At 26.5% G+C, this 17368-nt stretch carries 10 protein-coding genes; all 10 read left to right on the top strand.

Annotated elements, in window-relative coordinates; all coding sequences use genetic code 11:
* Nucleotides 1-7 precede the first annotated feature (7 nt).
* The 10 genes from H8S20_RS11320 to dptH all read left to right on the top strand — a co-directional run bounded on the left by H8S20_RS11320 (nt 8) and on the right by dptH (nt 17229).
* A complete protein-coding gene (locus H8S20_RS11320) occupies nt 8-739 on the top strand; it encodes a hypothetical protein (protein WP_207725315.1) in 732 nt (243 codons plus the stop codon).
* A gap of 6 nt (nt 740-745) precedes the next feature.
* Nucleotides 746-913: a type I restriction enzyme endonuclease domain-containing protein gene (locus H8S20_RS20330; protein ID WP_207725314.1), complete on the top strand. Its 168-nt coding sequence runs from the start codon at nt 746-748 to the stop codon at nt 911-913.
* Between the two features lie 353 nt (nt 914-1266).
* Nucleotides 1267-1494, top strand: a complete 228-nt coding sequence (locus H8S20_RS11315; RefSeq protein WP_186860175.1) for a hypothetical protein — start codon at nt 1267-1269, stop codon at nt 1492-1494.
* Between the two features lie 148 nt (nt 1495-1642).
* Nucleotides 1643-3007: a hypothetical protein gene (locus tag H8S20_RS11310; protein ID WP_186860174.1), complete on the top strand. Its 1365-nt coding sequence runs from the start codon at nt 1643-1645 to the stop codon at nt 3005-3007.
* Nucleotides 3007-4167, top strand: coding sequence for a phage lytic cycle repressor MrpR family protein (locus tag H8S20_RS11305; protein WP_186860173.1), 1161 nt, complete (start codon nt 3007-3009; stop codon nt 4165-4167). The genes H8S20_RS11310 and H8S20_RS11305 overlap by 1 nt, the downstream gene beginning before the upstream one ends.
* A 196-nt stretch (nt 4168-4363) precedes the next feature.
* Nucleotides 4364-4576 carry a phospholipase D-like domain-containing protein gene (locus H8S20_RS20870; protein WP_436231598.1) on the top strand — a complete coding sequence of 71 codons (213 nt, stop codon included), beginning with the start codon at nt 4364-4366 and terminating at the stop codon, nt 4574-4576.
* Nucleotides 4577-4847: 271 nt separating this feature from the next.
* On the top strand, nt 4848-8078 hold the full coding sequence (locus H8S20_RS11295) for a sigma factor-like helix-turn-helix DNA-binding protein (RefSeq protein WP_186860172.1): 3231 nt from the start codon (nt 4848-4850) through the stop codon (nt 8076-8078).
* Nucleotides 8079-8293: 215 nt separating this feature from the next.
* The gene (gene dptF, locus H8S20_RS11290; protein WP_186860171.1) at nt 8294-10717 is read left to right on the top strand and encodes a DNA phosphorothioation-dependent restriction protein DptF; all 2424 of its coding nucleotides are present in this window, start codon (nt 8294-8296) and stop codon (nt 10715-10717) included.
* Nucleotides 10718-10721: 4 nt separating this feature from the next.
* Nucleotides 10722-12110 (top strand): DNA phosphorothioation-dependent restriction protein DptG, encoded by a 1389-nt coding sequence (gene dptG / locus H8S20_RS11285; RefSeq protein WP_186860170.1) that lies wholly within the window; start codon nt 10722-10724, stop codon nt 12108-12110.
* Nucleotides 12091-17229 carry a DNA phosphorothioation-dependent restriction protein DptH gene (gene dptH / locus H8S20_RS11280; protein WP_186860169.1) on the top strand — a complete coding sequence of 1713 codons (5139 nt, stop codon included), beginning with the start codon at nt 12091-12093 and terminating at the stop codon, nt 17227-17229. Before dptG ends, dptH begins: the two co-directional genes overlap by 20 nt.
* Nucleotides 17230-17368 lie beyond the last annotated feature (139 nt).

Genomic DNA, 17368 nt, shown 5'->3' with positions numbered 1-17368 from the left:
TAAATTAATGAAGTTTATAGAAGAATATGGACTACATGAGAATAAAAGATGTTTAATTATTGATGATGAGGCTGATTTCTGTAGTGTAGGATACGATAAAAATAAGGATTCAGAAGAATTTGATTTAAGAAGAATCGCTTCTCAAATTAATGAATTAAGACTTCAATTAACATGTAAATTTGTTCAAGTTACAGCAACTCCATATTCTCTATATCTTCAACCTGAAACTATTGATTTAGGAAATGATAAGGATATAAGAGCTATTAAGCCAGATGATACTGTATTAGTACCACATGGTGATGGATATATAGGGGGAGAATACTACTTTGATAGAGAGAAGCATCCGTTAGGGGAGCACTTATTTTGCGCTATATATGATAAAGAACTTCAGATAATAAAAAGTAGTGATAGAAGAAAGTTTAAAGATGAAGAGATTTTGACAAGTGATAAGGTTGAAGGCTTAAGGACTTCTATTATCAATTTTATAGTTGGTGGATGTCTAAGAATTATTCAAAATGGAGGAAATCCAAGAGGGAAGAGGAATAAATTTAGCTTTATAATACATACTGAAATTTCAAAGGCATCTCATACAAGGCAAGAGAATTTATTCTGGGTTCCAAAGGAAGCAATATGGGACTTTATAAGAGATAATGCAAAGGATAGCAAAATAGGACATGAGTTAACTTTTGCCATAAGAAGAAATATCTCTATAGACTTGAGCAGAAGAAAAAGTGCCTAAGCTGGAATGAGAAGAATAATCAAAAGATTTCTAAAGAAATACGACTATCCGCCAGATAAAGCAAAGAAAGCTCTAGAAACAGTTTTAAGACAGACAGAGCTTATGTGTGGAAGTGTAGATTTTAATGATGTGGAATGGAAAATAGCCCCTGAAACAGATGGTCAATATAAGTAACTTAATAGATAGCGAATTTATTTATCTATCTATTAAATTGTAATTATGAGCATGATTTGATAGTTGAAGATTATAGAGCGTAAGATAAATAGAAAAATAATTATTACTGTAGAAACGGTTGAATTACAAAATTAGTTATATATAAATATATTAAATAAGAAAAATGTAAGAACCGTCATTAGAGAGTTAATAATGACGGTTCTACTTCTTATATTTATGTTTATCCTTAGAGATCATAGATTTGAGATAAACTACTTTTTTCAATAGATATAATACAAAAATTAATAAAATACAGATAGTAGTAATTATATGATGAAATAATCAATAAAGGCAAAGAAATTGCAATACCATATATGTATTGGAGCGAAGCAAATTATGATGTTATTGATACCTTATCAGGAGATTTAGCCGCAAATGAAGCTTTTGAAGAGTGTGAAGATGATGAAGATATTTTCAATGAAGAACTGTTTGGAAATTGTAGAATGTTGCCAGGATATAGTTTATCTTACTTAATATCAGTTACTTGTGACATTATTAATATAAGAGTTATAAATTATAAGGGTGCTAATCAAGGGTGCTAATCAAGGGTGTGAAATGTTGTATGAAGTTGTTGATAATGGCTGAGAAATAATTGATAAAATGCAACGATATTTAAATAATTATCTTAATAAATAACAAATAAAAAAATTCATCAATTTATTTTATAAAATAGTATTTGGAGGGAAAAGGTTGAGTAAACATAAGATAAAAAAGGATGTACAAGAGTTAAATATTTTATTAAGTAAAATAATAGATAATGAAGTAGATAATTTTAAACTTCAGAAGGAAATAAATAAATCATTTTGCGAAAAGGGATTGAATCCTAAATTTGTAAAATATCTTTTTAGTGGCACAAAAGTAGTTTCTGATATGAGAGATATTGAGAAAATGACGTTTGCAGATGCTTGTTATAAAAGTTTGAATGATGATAAATTTAATATATATCGTTATTATTCTGATAATAAAATTACAGAGTGGGCGAATTATGTAAATCCATCAGAAAAAATTAATGAGATATATTGCGAAGATTTTAGAAGAATTAATTTACATGAATATCATGGAGATTTTACTTATGAGCAAGTTTATAAATATATGAAAAATAAATTGTGGTTATATCCCCATTCTACACAAAGGTCTGCTGAGTGCAGTGAAATAGCTGATAATAGCATTATTAGAGAGATTAATATAAATAATAAAGCAGTGAATGAAATTTCCGAGATTATATTAAATGGAAAATTCGAACCAACAGAGATAATAATAAATTGTATGCTTTTTAAGGGGAAAACACCTCAGGTTACGTTTGAAAAAAGGTATAAAGAAATAGGAGATTTAATAATAAAACCTAATTATGATCTGAATAGTGAAAATTATACAATTTGTACAATACTAGATGGATATCACCGTATATTAGGAATAGGTAAAGCAGTAGAGTTGCATTATGAAAAAACTGGAGAATGGCTAAGTGGAAAAATAGCTTGCAAGTTAGTTTTAGCAGATATAGTTAGAGCTAAAAGAATAGTTGAATTAGTTTTTAAAAGAACAGATGATGATAAGACTTGGTTGAAGATTTTGGAACAAAGTGATTATACAGAATTTGTAGATATGATTGTGTCTAATAGTTATATTTTAAAAGGAAACGTTGCAGATACATATGAACAATGTAAGTATAATAAGAAAATAACTTATAAGGTAATACTTACAGATACTATTAAAAAACTAAAAATAGATGTTGCAAATAAATCATCAACATTATTTACTACTATAGATATGACTAAAATAATCGACACTTTATTTAATTTAATAGAAGAGACTAATAAGAAGAATACATTATTTGATGAGGTTTATAAACTTCCTAATATGTTTATCGGATATTTTACAATAGCTTATATACTGAAAGATAAAGATCTACAATTAAATGACTATTTAAAAATATTAAGTAATATGAGAAAGAAAATTGATATGAGTACAATAATGGACTTGAAATTATCTGTAAAACAATGTCCTATAAATAAAGTAATAGCATATTTTGAAAACATTGTTAGTGAGGTGATTTAATGTCTAAGAATAGTAGGCAAAAGTTTTTATTTGGTAGAGTTTATACTATAGTTGATAATGTATATGATAAGATAGATGATGATTGTATCACAGAAATCGAGATGAATAAAATCTTAAAAAGCAAAAGTAAGTTTGAGATAAATAAAAATGACTTTTTAAATGATTTTTATAAAAATTCATCAACAAAGCAAGTAGAATACTACTTATATAATTCTTCGATATTTTACGTTGAAAAAATAAAAGGAATAGATTTATCAGAATTTACAACAGATGAAATAAAAGATATTATAGAAGCAGTTCCAACAAGTAGTAAAGGTCAACAAAATAGAGTGTTTAAATTTATAAATCAATATTGTAAATGGAGGGTTGATAAAGGTTTTATAACTTTAAATCCATGTGATAATATAGATAGAAATGATTTTACCACAAATGTGAAAGCATTGAAAACCAAGGTGATTGGACTTGATAAGTTTTGGAGTATGATAAACTTAATGATGGCTAAAGGGTGCCATATTCAATTGGTTTTACCTCTAGTTCTAAGTAGGTATGGGATATATGGAAAACATGCTTATGATTTATTAAATTTAAGATATGGTCAAATAAGTATAAAAGAAAAAACAGTTACTTTATACTACGAAGATGGAGCGGTTAAAACAATTTTATTGGTTGATGATAGATTTATAGATATAATAGAAAAAAGTAAGCATGAGAATATTGTTGATAGTAGTTATAAAGGGATTTATTTAGATACTGGATACGTAATTAGGAGATCTTCTTTGGCTGGTGAATATGCTGGCAATATAGAAACAGTGCCGGGATTAGTTAGAAGAGTTAATTTAGCCTATGATTATGTAAAAGGTTATCCGAAGATTAAATTTAATAATCTTGTGAAAAGTAGAAAGCTAGATTTTATATTTAACATAAGAAATTCAAGAAAAATAAATACGGAAGATGTTTTAAATGTTATAAGAATATTTGATCCAAAAGCATCTGTAGGAAGCTATCATTCACTTGTTGCTGATATTGAATATTTAACAAATGATAAAGTTTTATATAAATATGAAAAAGGCGCAAAACTTATTGATAATAATGCTAGTATGTTTGTAGAAAATATTATAGAAGATTTAGATTTCAAAGGATATAAACTTGCAATTATATAATTAAATGTGTAAATGTAGGATAATAGCCCTCTATTTTTTGTGAAAATAAGTTTAAATAATAGTAAACATAATTATTTTTATACATTATAATCATAAATCAAAGTAAGATTTACATTTTTTAAAGTCTGAGCTTAAGGATAAAGTTGATTTAAGGTTTTATAATAATCCTAATAAGTATTTTCATCCAAAGTCGTATATGTTTCATAATCCAATAGACAGTGAGATTTACATAGGTTCTTCTAATATTTCAAGAGGTGCATTAACTTCATATATAGAGTGGAATTATAGATTTTTAAAGTCTAACGCTCCAAATGAGAAATTTTATGAATTTCAGGATAAGCTAGAGGCGTTAATAATGAAATCAATTAATTGGTTGTTCAAGGTACTTCTAAATGAAGGATTCAGTTGATAAAAGTAGTAATAATCAAACGTTTCTAAGTTTTTTAGGAATGCTTAGAAATAAATATCTTCTAAGAAATGAAGATGAGGATATACAATTACATAGTTAATAATTAGGAGCCGATGCATTAAAATTGATGCAGGTTCCTTTTTGCTTATTAAATAAAGTATAGAATAGAACTTTTGGATTTTAGATTAGTAAGCGTATAAGGTTTGATGTGAATTATCTATTATCTGATATAATAAGATAGTATTTAAAAAGAACAAGTGGAGGAAAGGTAATGAACAATGATAAATTATTAATAGATAGAGTTAACGAAATTTTGAATATTAATAACAATAATATTGAGGAGAACATTAAGAGTATACAAGATATTATAGATAACTCCTTAAGTAACATTAAAATAGATGAGGAGTATAAAGAAGTTGTTAGAGAACTTATTAGAGGAAATTTTAATGGTGGATTAGTATGCAGTGATGAAATTAGAATTTTAGCGAAAAAACATAACGAGGAAAAATATACATACTTAATAGTAGAAAAGCAAATAGAAGTAAAGGGGTTATTTAGAAAGCTAATAAGTTTATTTAAAAATAGCAAGCCAACTAGTATAGATACAAGTGCTTATGATAAAAATGAAATTGAATTATCCGATAAATTTAATAAGTTTAATATACATATAAATAGTTATGTAAAATCAGTAAAAAAATTAGAAGCGATTTTAGCAGAATCTCAATATAAACAAGTAAAAGAAAAAGTTCTTAATTCAGAAGATATAATAGAGGATCTACATAAAATAATTGATTTAATTAATGAATATAACGAATTTAAAGTTGAGCAAGAAAGCTTAGTTAATATAGTAGAAAATGAAGAAGAGGTTGTTGATGATGTTATTACTAATTCTAAAGAGTTGATAGGAGAAGAGTTAGAAGAAATAGAGCAAGTAATTATTAAAGAAGAAATAAGTGAAAAGCCAGTACAATTAGAAGAGGTACTTTGTAACAAAAGTGATGAGGAAAGCAGAGAAAATCTAAATTCTACTAAAGCTTTATTAATAGCAGATGTTTTTAATGATAATATATTTAAAATATTTTTAAATTTCTGTGAAGAATATGAATACATAACTATAGAAGATCTTAGAGGTTTTGACTTCAATAGAGTGGACAAGCTTAGAGGGTTTGGGGCTGGTAAAAAGCAAAAGCTTATAGAAAAATATGAAGAGGTAATAGGAGGTAAATATATAACAGATAATGATGAAAGTGCATTAGTGCAATGTAGTGAAAAAGTTGAAATAATTACAGGAATTCAAGAATGTTATATAAACTTAGATATTTCAATATTAGAATGCTTTAACAAAATAAATGGTAAACTAATAGAACAGATTAGAACTATTGAGATATCAACTATAGATGAACTGGTTAAAATAATAAATGATGGAAAATTTAATATTCCTAAGTTAGGTGCAACAAAAATAAAGTATGTTATTGAAGCATTAGAAAAACTGAAAATGGAGCCAAATAATCTATTTAGCTATTTAATAACTATGGTTAAAGAGAATCCTGATTATGATATATTGATAGGGAGAGCTGTAAATAATAATACCCTTCAACAAATTGGAGAATCTTACGGAATTACAAGAGAGAGAGTAAGACAAAAAGAGAAGAAGATAGTCAATACAGTAGAAGCTATATCAGATATATTTATTAGTATTCAAAATTATTCAGATTTTGCGCTATTAAATATTAAACAGTTATTAGGGTTAAGAGATATAGATCAGTATGAAAAAGTATGGTTAGAATATGTATTAAGAAATGCAGAATCTACCAAGTATCAATATTTTGAGGAAGTAAATAAGTTCTTGGTTAATGGAAATACTTTAGAATTAAGAAAAAGCATAAATATGATGGTGGAAGGTCTACCTGATATTGTGAATATAGACTCTGAACTTAAGTATGAATTGTATGAATATGATAGTTTAAATATATTTAATATTGAGGAACTAGTAAATATAATTTTACCTTTAGGATATAAGAGAGTTAACAATTATTTATTTAGAGGAAATGTATCTAAGGAAAAAATATATAGTTTTATAGTTAAGGAATTCTTTAAAGAAGGTATTTCTTTTAATAATGAAGATGATATTGGTAAGATATCAAGTATGGCAAAAGAAAAATTTGATTTACAAGAGGACTCAATTAGGAATATTAAAGCTAAAATAGAACGTTCATGTGTTTTATGTGATAGAGGAAGTTATATCCATCCAGACTGGGTAGAAGTTGATGAAAGGTTATTAGATGATATTAAAGAATTTATAGATAATTCTAATTTAGAAACTATATATATTAATCAGATATTTTCGCAGTTTGAGAATGAATTAAAGCAAATTGGTATTAATAATAGATATTACTTGCATGGAATATTAAAACTGTATTTTAATGATAAATATAACTTTACTAAAGATACAATTTATAGAGGAAATGTAAAACATGATAGAAATTATATTTTCGATAAGTATATTAAAGATAAAGGTAGAGTTGTAACAAAAGAGGAAATGGAACGTGATTTAAAAGGATGGACATACATCATGTTTGCTATGGCTGGAGACGAATGTAAAAATGTACTAAAGTGGGATAATGGCAGTATGATTCATGCTAGCTTAATTAATTTATCTTTAGAAGATTTAAATGAAATAGATTTAGAAATACAAAGAATTTTTGAAAGTGAAATTGATTCTATAATCGATACTGAACTTTTTGAAAAATTAAGGGGAAAATTTATTGATGTATTTACTGAAAATAATATAGATTGTGGATTCAAGCTATTTTCATTAGTAGAGTGTATGTTATCGAGAAAGTACTATTTTAGAAGACCATATATATTAAAGAATAAACCTAAAGATGGTATTTCTGCTGTAAAGCTAATGAAGAGATTATTTAAAAATAATAATAAGGTCACTTTAAATGAGTTAAAAGATTTCTGTAATGATATAAAGATGAATGATAGTACAAGAATGCAATCTATTAATAAGTTATTAAATGAAACGATAGAGATAGAAAAAGAGACGTATATATTATTAGAAAACTTTGAAATAGATGAAAGTGATATAGATGGAATAAAAAATGTTATTATTAATCTTGTTAAAGATAAAGGATATTTAGCTCTAAATGGTATTTTAGATTATTCAAAATTTCCTGATATTAAGTATGAGTGGAACTCATTAATTTTAAAAAACATATGTAAGCATTATATTCCAGAGATTAAAGAACTTAAAAGACAGTTTAATGATAAGAGATATCCTGTGCCAATTATAGTTGAGGAAAAGTCTGAAATGAATGAGTTATTAGACCTAATAATTTATATACTAAAAACAGAATTAAAAGGACAAGATACTATATCAATATCAGAATTAACAGACTACCTTAAAAATAGCAATATAATATACGATAAGATGCCATTCGAGGTGTATAATTGTGATGAGTTATTAATAGAAGATAATAATATTGCTTTAATATAATTAAATGAAGTTTTAAGGAAATAATTTAATGAATAGAGGTCCCTTTAATAAGGGACCTTTAATTATGGAGAAATTTGTTTAAAATCAAGGGTTAAGAGGATAATTCTAAGAGAATAAATATGTAAAATAAATAACAATTGTGTTATAATATTCATTAATATGCCAATAAAATGAAATTATATTGTTTTATATAAATATAGAGAGGATGTACACATTTGGAAAGAGATATTTTTAAATATTTTGATAAGGACTATAAAGAGTTATATAGTCTAGGTGAAGATATTAATAGATTAGTTTTTACAGCACCACATAGTGTAATTTTAAAATCTAGAGTTTTTATAGAAATATTAAGTAAGGAAATAGCTAAATTAGAAGATATGGACGAGCTTAATTCTTTAAATTTAGCAGAAAGATTAAGTAGATTAAAATTTGAGGATATATTTAATAAAGAAATAAATGAGTATCTATTCCAAATTAGAATTACAGCTAACAAAGCTGCTCATGAGGAAATAGAAGAAGAACTAGAAATAGCTTTAAGTATACATAGATATATATTTAAGATAACTTGTTGGTTTATTGAAACCTATATAGATTTTAATTTCAAAGCTCCAATATATAAGAACCCATTGCCAAATAAAGAAAAGGAAGAAGATAAACTTGAGACCAATTTCTTACAAAAATTAATGGGAAAAGTTGATGATTTAATAAAATCTACAAATCATACTAAAGAAGTAGTAACTGAAGTTGCCATTTCGAGAAATGATGATACTATAGATATTTCTAAAGAGACAATTAATGAAATTATTGATAAAAAATTAGAAGTTAAATCAATAAATAATATAGGAGATTCTAAGGTGAAAATAGTAGATGGTCCAATGATTGAGCAGGTGAGTAAGAACTGCCTTATACAAGAATTATCAAGACTTAAAGAATCATCTAAAGAGGCAGTAGAAGGTTTAAATACATTTAGTGGCTTCAAGAGATATATGCATATAGAAAGAGATGTGCAAAGAGAGTTAGAAAAGCTTATTAAAAAATCGGCTGAAAGTGGAAAAGGTAAGCTAATTTTAGTATGTGGTAGCGTTGGTGATGGTAAGTCACATATTATATCATATTTTAAGAATACTATGCCTGAGATTATGAAGAACTTTGATTTACATAATGATGCCACCGAAAGCTTAGAACCAGATAAGACTTCTATGGATACTTTAAATGAAGTTTTAGATCAGTTTAGTGATGAAAAGATTGAAAATACAACACAAAAATTTATTTTGGCAATTAACTTAGGAACTCTTAATAATTTTATCGATTCTAAATATGGTGATAGATTTACAAAGTTAAGAGAGTTTGTTTATGATAAAAAAATATTAGAGCCAGGAATAGAAGAAAATGAGTATAACGATGACAGCAACTTTCAATTTGTAGATTTTACTGATTATCATTTGTATACATTAAAAGACGGAAAAGTTAAATCGGATTATATAAAAGAGTTATTAGAAAAAATAACAAATAAAAGTGAATACAACGTATTCTATAAATCTTATAAGGCTAATTGCATAGATTGTAAAAACTGTAGCTGTTGTCCTATAAAAGCTAATTACGAATTTATAAGTGAAGATGAAGTCCAAGAAGAAATTATTCAATTATTAGTTAAAGCTATAGTTAAGAATAAGATACTTATCTCCACGAGGGCATTATTAAACTTTATTTATGAAGCCATAATTTCAAGAACTTACTTAGATGTTAATTCACCTTCATTTAAAAATAAGATTAATTCTATGAATAAACTTGATTATGTTAGATCATTAACTCCAAACATACTATTTAATCATAAGGAATTATCATTTATTTTTGAATCTTTAAGTGGACTTGATCCTTTAAATGTAAGAAATAGCAAGCTTGATGATTTTATAATTAAATTTAATAACTCAACAGAGGTTAAGGGGTTTTTTAATGAGTATTTAGATTTACCGAAAGGATATTTAGATAACTTATATGATATTGATTTTTCAGATACTAAATATAACAATGTAAAATATGAATTATTAAAAACTTTTATAAGAAGTTATGAGTTGTGTGGTAAAGGAGATATATTCTCATTATGTGATAATATTTATGATAATTATATTGAAAACTTGTATTATTGGAATAAAGGTGAAAAATCTAAACTTAAAGGTTTATATACAACAATAAAAGATGGAATAGTTAAGTGGAACGGTGCTGCAGATAAAAACTATATCAATATATTTATAGGGAAAAATCAAGTTAAATATAAAGTAAGTGAAGAGTTGGAAATTAAAGCTGATGTATCAGGACTACCTAGTAATAATAATGTTGAGTTAGTAAAATTCTTAAAGAATATAAAGTTAAGATATAAAACAGAAAAAAGCGATAAATTTTATGAAATAGAAATAGATTATCAACTTTATGAATTATTATATAAAGTAGTAAATGGATATAGACCTAATAAAAATGATAAGAATCACTTTATTAATTTTATAGAATTTATTAATAAGCTTGAATCTATAGGTTCTCAAGATGAAAAGTTAGTATTCACTGAAAAAAATAGAGAAGATAATAAAAAATACAAACTTGAGTATAATGATGAATTTGAAGAGTATAGATTTGTGGAGATGTAGATATATGAATGATATAAAGGAAATTATAATAGATATAGATGGAATAAAAAAAGCGTTTTCTTTTAAGACTAATGGGGGGTTAACACACTCACATTGTGATAAATTTAGAATGCTTCCATATGTGGCTAATGATAAAAATCTAGATATAGACTATCAAGGTGTAGCAGGAGCTTTTTCAAGATCTATATGTGGTAAAAAATTAAGTGAAGATTTTAATGAAGATGTATTTATAAAAAATGTATCAGAAAAAATTGGAGAATATGAAGGAAAAAACTCTAAAGAAACTTTTAAAGATATTATTAAAACAATGTTTTTAGATAATGGTAATCTTATTAACTTTGATATTAAAACTTTAAATTATATACAAGCTTCAAGTAAAGAAGAAAAGATTGCTACATTTTTATCTTCTGTTTTAACTAATAAAGAATTAAAAGAGGTAGTTGCTCAGCATTATAATGTAGAAGTTAAAAATATAATGTATAAATTAGTTTTAGATTCATTACCAAAGCTTAAAGAGATCGATATTAAAGATGAAGAGTTTAAGTGTTATTTACCATTTGTTAGAGATAGATTTTTAGAAGACTTTAAGTTTTTAATTAGTAATGAAGAATTATACAAGGAATCATTAGAGAGAGTATTAGAATTTTATTATATGTTCTATGTTTCACAATTAGCCTTAAAGTTATCCAAATTTGAAAAAGCAGATTTGAGTAAGCCTGATAGCTTATACTACTCTTTATCATGGGAAAGTTTATCAAAGAATAGAACTGCTTATAAGTTTGGGTGGGATTTATTAAAGAATAATGTAACAACATTATTTTCACATGCTATAACTTTAGAACTTTTAAACCATAGCAACACATATGAACAATTAAATTATGTAGAATTATACGAATTATTTAATAATACTGATGAAACTATGGCTATGGTAGAAATTCAATCTTTAATAGACTTATATAAAAATCAAATAATAGATATTACTTGGAGATCTATGAAAATAAAAGAAATTAATTCTGGAAATTTAGCTTTTGATAAAGTATTGGAGTTGTTTGAAACTGTTGAATATCAGTTTAATAATTCAAGTAGATCAAGAGCTTATGAAGCATATAGAAATTGGTATATTAAATTTGTATATGAAAAGTTCTCTAAAAAGCGAGGACCATTAGGGTACAATCTGAATTTAACAGAGGATGATATTATTTTATTAACTAAAATTTGTATAAAAGATAAAGGAAAACTTAAGCTAAGCTTCTTATTTGAGGAATTTGAAAAAAGGGGAATATGCTTTGATAGAGATTCAAAATTGAAGGTTATACAATTATATGAAAAGTTAAACCTTCTAGAAAAGAAATCGGATAGTGGGGATGCACAATATGTTAGATCAGTTTTATAGTTATTTATCAGAAAAAATTATAGAATTCTTTAAGGATAATCCTTTAGAAGTTGGTGCTAAATATAATATACAATTTGAAACAGATGAACAAGTAGAAGAACTTATTAAAGCTTTAAAGGAAAATAACTTAGCTGAAGAATTTCATTATACAGATAAAGGTGAAGTAAAATATACTTCATATATGCTTAATTTTGGAAAGGTAAAACTTATAGTTGCTTCTACTAAGGATAATGTACAGCCTGACTTTTTAACTAGATTAAGAAATATGGTTGGTATGGAAGTAGGATATGAAGATAAAGCTATTCTATTTATTCATAATACAACATTAGATAGTATTATGGGAGGAACAGAGTCTTTTAGTAAAGAGGGGATGCCATTTCATATAGAGTCCATACAAAAAGACATTAAAAAGAAGTTAGCAGTATCTGAATTTAAAGAGGTTGATAAGAAGATAATTGAGTTAGATTTAGAGAGAAAAAAGACAGAATTATTCCAAGATAATGGTTCAGTTTTTGAATATAAAGAGATTCTTGAAACTATTAATAGCACTTGTATAGATAGAGAACATTATAAAAACTTTGGACTATTTTATGACAGTGATTTAGGAGAATTAACAGGAGCTAAGTTAAAAAAGAGATTAGAGACTAATGCTTTATACTTCTCAAGAGTTGATGAAATACATAACTATGGTAATCCAGAGACCCAGCTTGAAAGATATTTTGATGAAAAAGGGATAGATAAGCTAAAGAAATCTGATTGGAAATCAGTAGATTATAAAGAGGTGAATGCTTCAATAGAGGGCGTAAAGGGATCAAAAGTATTGGAGTATATTTCGAGTTCGGCTAAGTGGGATAAAGAAGAAGGTAAATCAAAGGTAAAACAAAGAATAAGAAATATATTAGTGTTTAATGAAGACAATTTAGATAAAGTAGATTTAGAGTTTTCATTTGATGATTATGTAAGAAAAGATGGATTATCAACAGATGGAGAGGTAGAGGCTGTAACAAGTGGTAAGAAGATAAAAGCTACAATATTTAATACTGAAGGAAAATCTAATTTTTATAAAATAACTTATAAAAATGATAAAGGTATTAAATTTGACTTTAAAATTGTTATGTTACATTGTAATGAAAAAGTATTTGATTCAGTATTTACTAAATTTTCTATTGTATATAAGGGGAAGAAAGTTAGATACATTTCAATAAATACAAATGAACCTGAAGTTATATTTAATGGATATTTTGAGAATAAAAGTGAATATAATCTTTCAGTTAATAATGAAAAAGTCGAATTGCTTGATGGTGAGAAGTTAGTAGTAAAAATAGGAGATAACTATCAATATGAAGGGGATAGTGATATAGCTTTCTTTGATCTAAAGATAAAAGATAGATTTATACCAATTGGAATAGTAGGCACAAATGAAAAGATAGCACCTATAGAAGGGCTTAAAGTTTGGAATTTGAAAAGAGAGAAAGAATCAAATTTTAAACTTGTTGGGGATAATAAATTATATTTTGGTACAAGAGAATATTTTGCAAGAGATGAATTCAGAAAGAATTTAGAACTTGAAAAAGAACTTATCAATTTAGAAGGTTTATGTTTTACGGATACAGTAAATGGACTTGAAATAAAGTCATTAGAGCTAGATAAAGCTGTAAATATAGCTTATAACAATATATTAGATTTTTATAAAAAGTCAGGTAATATACCAAGTTTAATGTATCTAAATGATGATCTAAAGATGTTATACAATGATTTTATAAAGGAATATGTAAGAGCTTTAAATAGTATAGAAGAAGGTTCTTATTTAAATAATCAACAAAGGAACTTATTTAAAATAGGTGTGATATATAGGGAAGTAGAGGATAGAGAAATTCTTTTAACGCCATTACATCCTTTAAATATAGCATATCAGCTACATTTAAGTAATGAAGTAGGTGTTGACTCAATATCAGACGAAGTAATAAAAAAATTAACTTCAACATATTTACTGCCTTATGTACAAAATAGTGATGATAGGTTATATGTACCTATGGAACAACATCATTCTCCAGAATGGAAATATTATGTTGATGAAGCGTTGCCAAGATATAAAGGTTCAAGAGACTTTGTTGCTAAACTAGTACATGAAAAGATAGAAGAGTTTGTTGGACATTTTAAATATATGTTTGATATGGCAACTAATGCTCCTATTAAGCTTAATCTAATAAATACAGGAGATAGTAAAGAAATACTTCAAGGGGTTTTAAAATACTATGTTAAATTGCTAAAAGGCAATAAGAAAGTTGAACCATTACCAATGGAGATATTTATCTATGCAGATAAAAATATCACTTCAGCTTTTGAAGAAGCTGCATTTAACGATGATATAGAAGATTTAAAAAGCACTTATGGATTAGATTTAACTGTAGATAGTTTATCTGAAGAAGATGTTTTGAAGATATATAGAGAAAAAGTTCATTTTTATACCAAGAAGGTAGAAGATGGAATTGAATATGCTCATATAACATTCTTAGAAATGAGTAATGATATAAAAGCTATAACATCTAAATCTGATGATATTCCTTCAGGAGTGATTCTAAATGGACTTATTTCTGGAGTGCCGTCAACATTTTTAGGAGACACGTATAGAACTGGATTTGGAACAAAGTATGCCAATAATGATACTAGTATAATGAATGTTGCTACAAGATTAAACGCATTAAATTCTGCAGCTTCTGGTGAGCCATTTGGAAGAAATCAATGTAAGGCTATTGCAGTTTCTAATAATGCAAAATTAGGTTTAGAAGCGATTTATGATGCAAGTCACTGGATAACATTTATAAATCCAAAAGTGGACTTGAATTTCTTTAAAAATGATCCAGATGCTAAAGATTTATTGATTATCCATTACAGTGATCAATATACTACTGCTGGAGGGTACGATGCAATTACAGTTACAAGAAAGTCTGGACCTTATCAAAGGGTAATAGAAGAGTTTTTAGAAAAGAAAGATATAGAAAATGCATCAGATTATTCTCCTAAAGTAATAAATATGTTTAATGCTATTAACGGTGATTGGTTACTAAGATTATTATCAAGTAAGTCACATTTCCCTAAAGAAAAAATAAGTATACTTTCTGCTATTAAGTTAGGTTTAGCTGAATTTAAAAAAGAAGGTGTTATTTGGATTCCTATTTCATTAGAAGAAATTTTAAGAGTTTCTGGTGGAGCTGGACTTAAACAATCTGATGGATTCCTATCAGCTAAGAATCTTGGATTTGATAATAGTGGAGCAACAAGTGATGATATATTATTTGTAGGTGTTGAAGTTGTTGATGGAAAAGTATATGTACATTATTATCCTGTAGAGGTTAAGATTGGTGAAAATACAAACCAATATATTCAAAAGGGGATAGAACAAGCTAAACAAACAAAGAAGATATTTGATACAATCTTCTCTAAAGATGAAGAAGGAAATATTACAACTACACAAAGAATATATAGAAACTTCTTAATGCAATTAGTGATTACAAGTGCGGAAAAATTAAAGCTATATAATGTTTGTGAGGAAGAAAATTGGGGATTAATAACTGATTCTGATATAAGAAGAAGACTTTTAAATGAAGATTATGAAGTTTCACCGGTTGATGTAACTTCAATGGGAGAGGCAGCAGTTATATCATTTAAAAGAGGTTTAACATTTAATGATAAGAAAATAGAAGATGGTGTAATGGTTATTGAAATGTCAGAAGATGACGGAGTAAACTTTATTACTAAATCAATTTCTGAGATAAGAGAAGTCTTAGGAGAAAATGTTATTGATAGTTCAATTGATATTGAAGGATTAGAAGATAATAATCCTGTGATAGTTGATGATGGTATTGAAGCAGTTGAACCAGCGATTAAAGATACTGAACCTGATGAAATTGATCAAGGATACGTAGATACATTACCTATAGAGCAAGAGGTACTGATTGTAAATGATACTAATAGAAATATGGAAGTTTTATTTGGTCATAATGTCAATAATAATAAAGAAATTATATGGGAGCCAAATAATACTGATAAGGTATTCCATACTAATACAGGTATTATAGGTACAATGGGAACCGGTAAAACTCAGTTTACTAAATCGTTAGTTACACAGCTTCATAGAGAGTCTTACAATAATGTTGAAGGTAAAAATGTTGGAATATTAATCTTCGACTATAAGGGTGACTATAATAAGTCAAAAACAGATTTTATAGAAGCTACTAATGCAAAGGTATATGAACTTTATCATTTACCATTTAACCCATTATCAGTAGTTAAAGCTGTTAATTCTAAACCAATGTTACCATTGCATATAGCAAATGGACTAAAGGTTACTTTAGCTAAAGCATTTGGGCTAGGAATTAAGCAGGAAACATTCTTGAGAGACTTAATTATGGAAGCTTATGAAAAGAGAGGTATAATTAAGCATAAGCCAGATACATGGGATAATCCAGCCCCTACATTAAAAGATGTATATGATATTTATATTAATAGAGATGATTTGAAAGAAGACAGTTTATATGCAGCATTTAGTAACTTAATAGATTTTGAAATATTTGAACCAAATCCTCACGAAACAAAGAGCTTATTTGATTTAATCGATGGAGTTACAGTAATAGATCTATCAGGATATGATCCAGATATACAAAACCTTGTTGTAGCTATAACATTAGATTTATTCTATTCACAAATGCAAGCATATGGACATAGTGGAGTAAAAGGAAATCTAAGACAGTTGAATAAAATGATCTTAGTTGATGAAGCTGATAACTTCTTAAGTAAAGATTTTGAAACATTAAAGAAAATACTTAAAGAAGGAAGAGAGTTTGGTGTAGGTACAATACTTTCAACTCAATTATTAAGTCATTTCTCAACAGGAAATAATGATTACTCCAACTATATTTTAACGTGGGTAGTTCATAATGTTGCTGATTTAAGCAATAAAGATGTTAAATATATATTTAATACACAAAGCAAGCAAGAAGAGGAAACTCTATTTACAAAGATTAAGAGTTTAACTAAACATCATAGCTTAGTTAAGATGGGGGATAGTAGTATTCCTATTCATATGAAAGATAAGGCATTTTGGGAGTTAGAAAAATAGATAGATATAATCTCATTTTTTTATATAGAAAGAAATGAATTAATTATTGAGGTATTCAATTTTTAGAATGTGAAAATTTATATAAGATTATTAATAATTTTTAGTTTGTTTTTAAAAATTATAACCCAATTATTAAAAA

Origin of the sequence: Clostridium hominis (assembly GCF_014287825.1) — a bacterium.
Classification (GTDB): Bacteria; Bacillota; Clostridia; order Clostridiales; family Clostridiaceae; genus Clostridium; species Clostridium hominis.
Note: the sequence above shows the minus strand (reverse complement) of the source record. Positions and strands in the feature narration are given on the sequence as shown.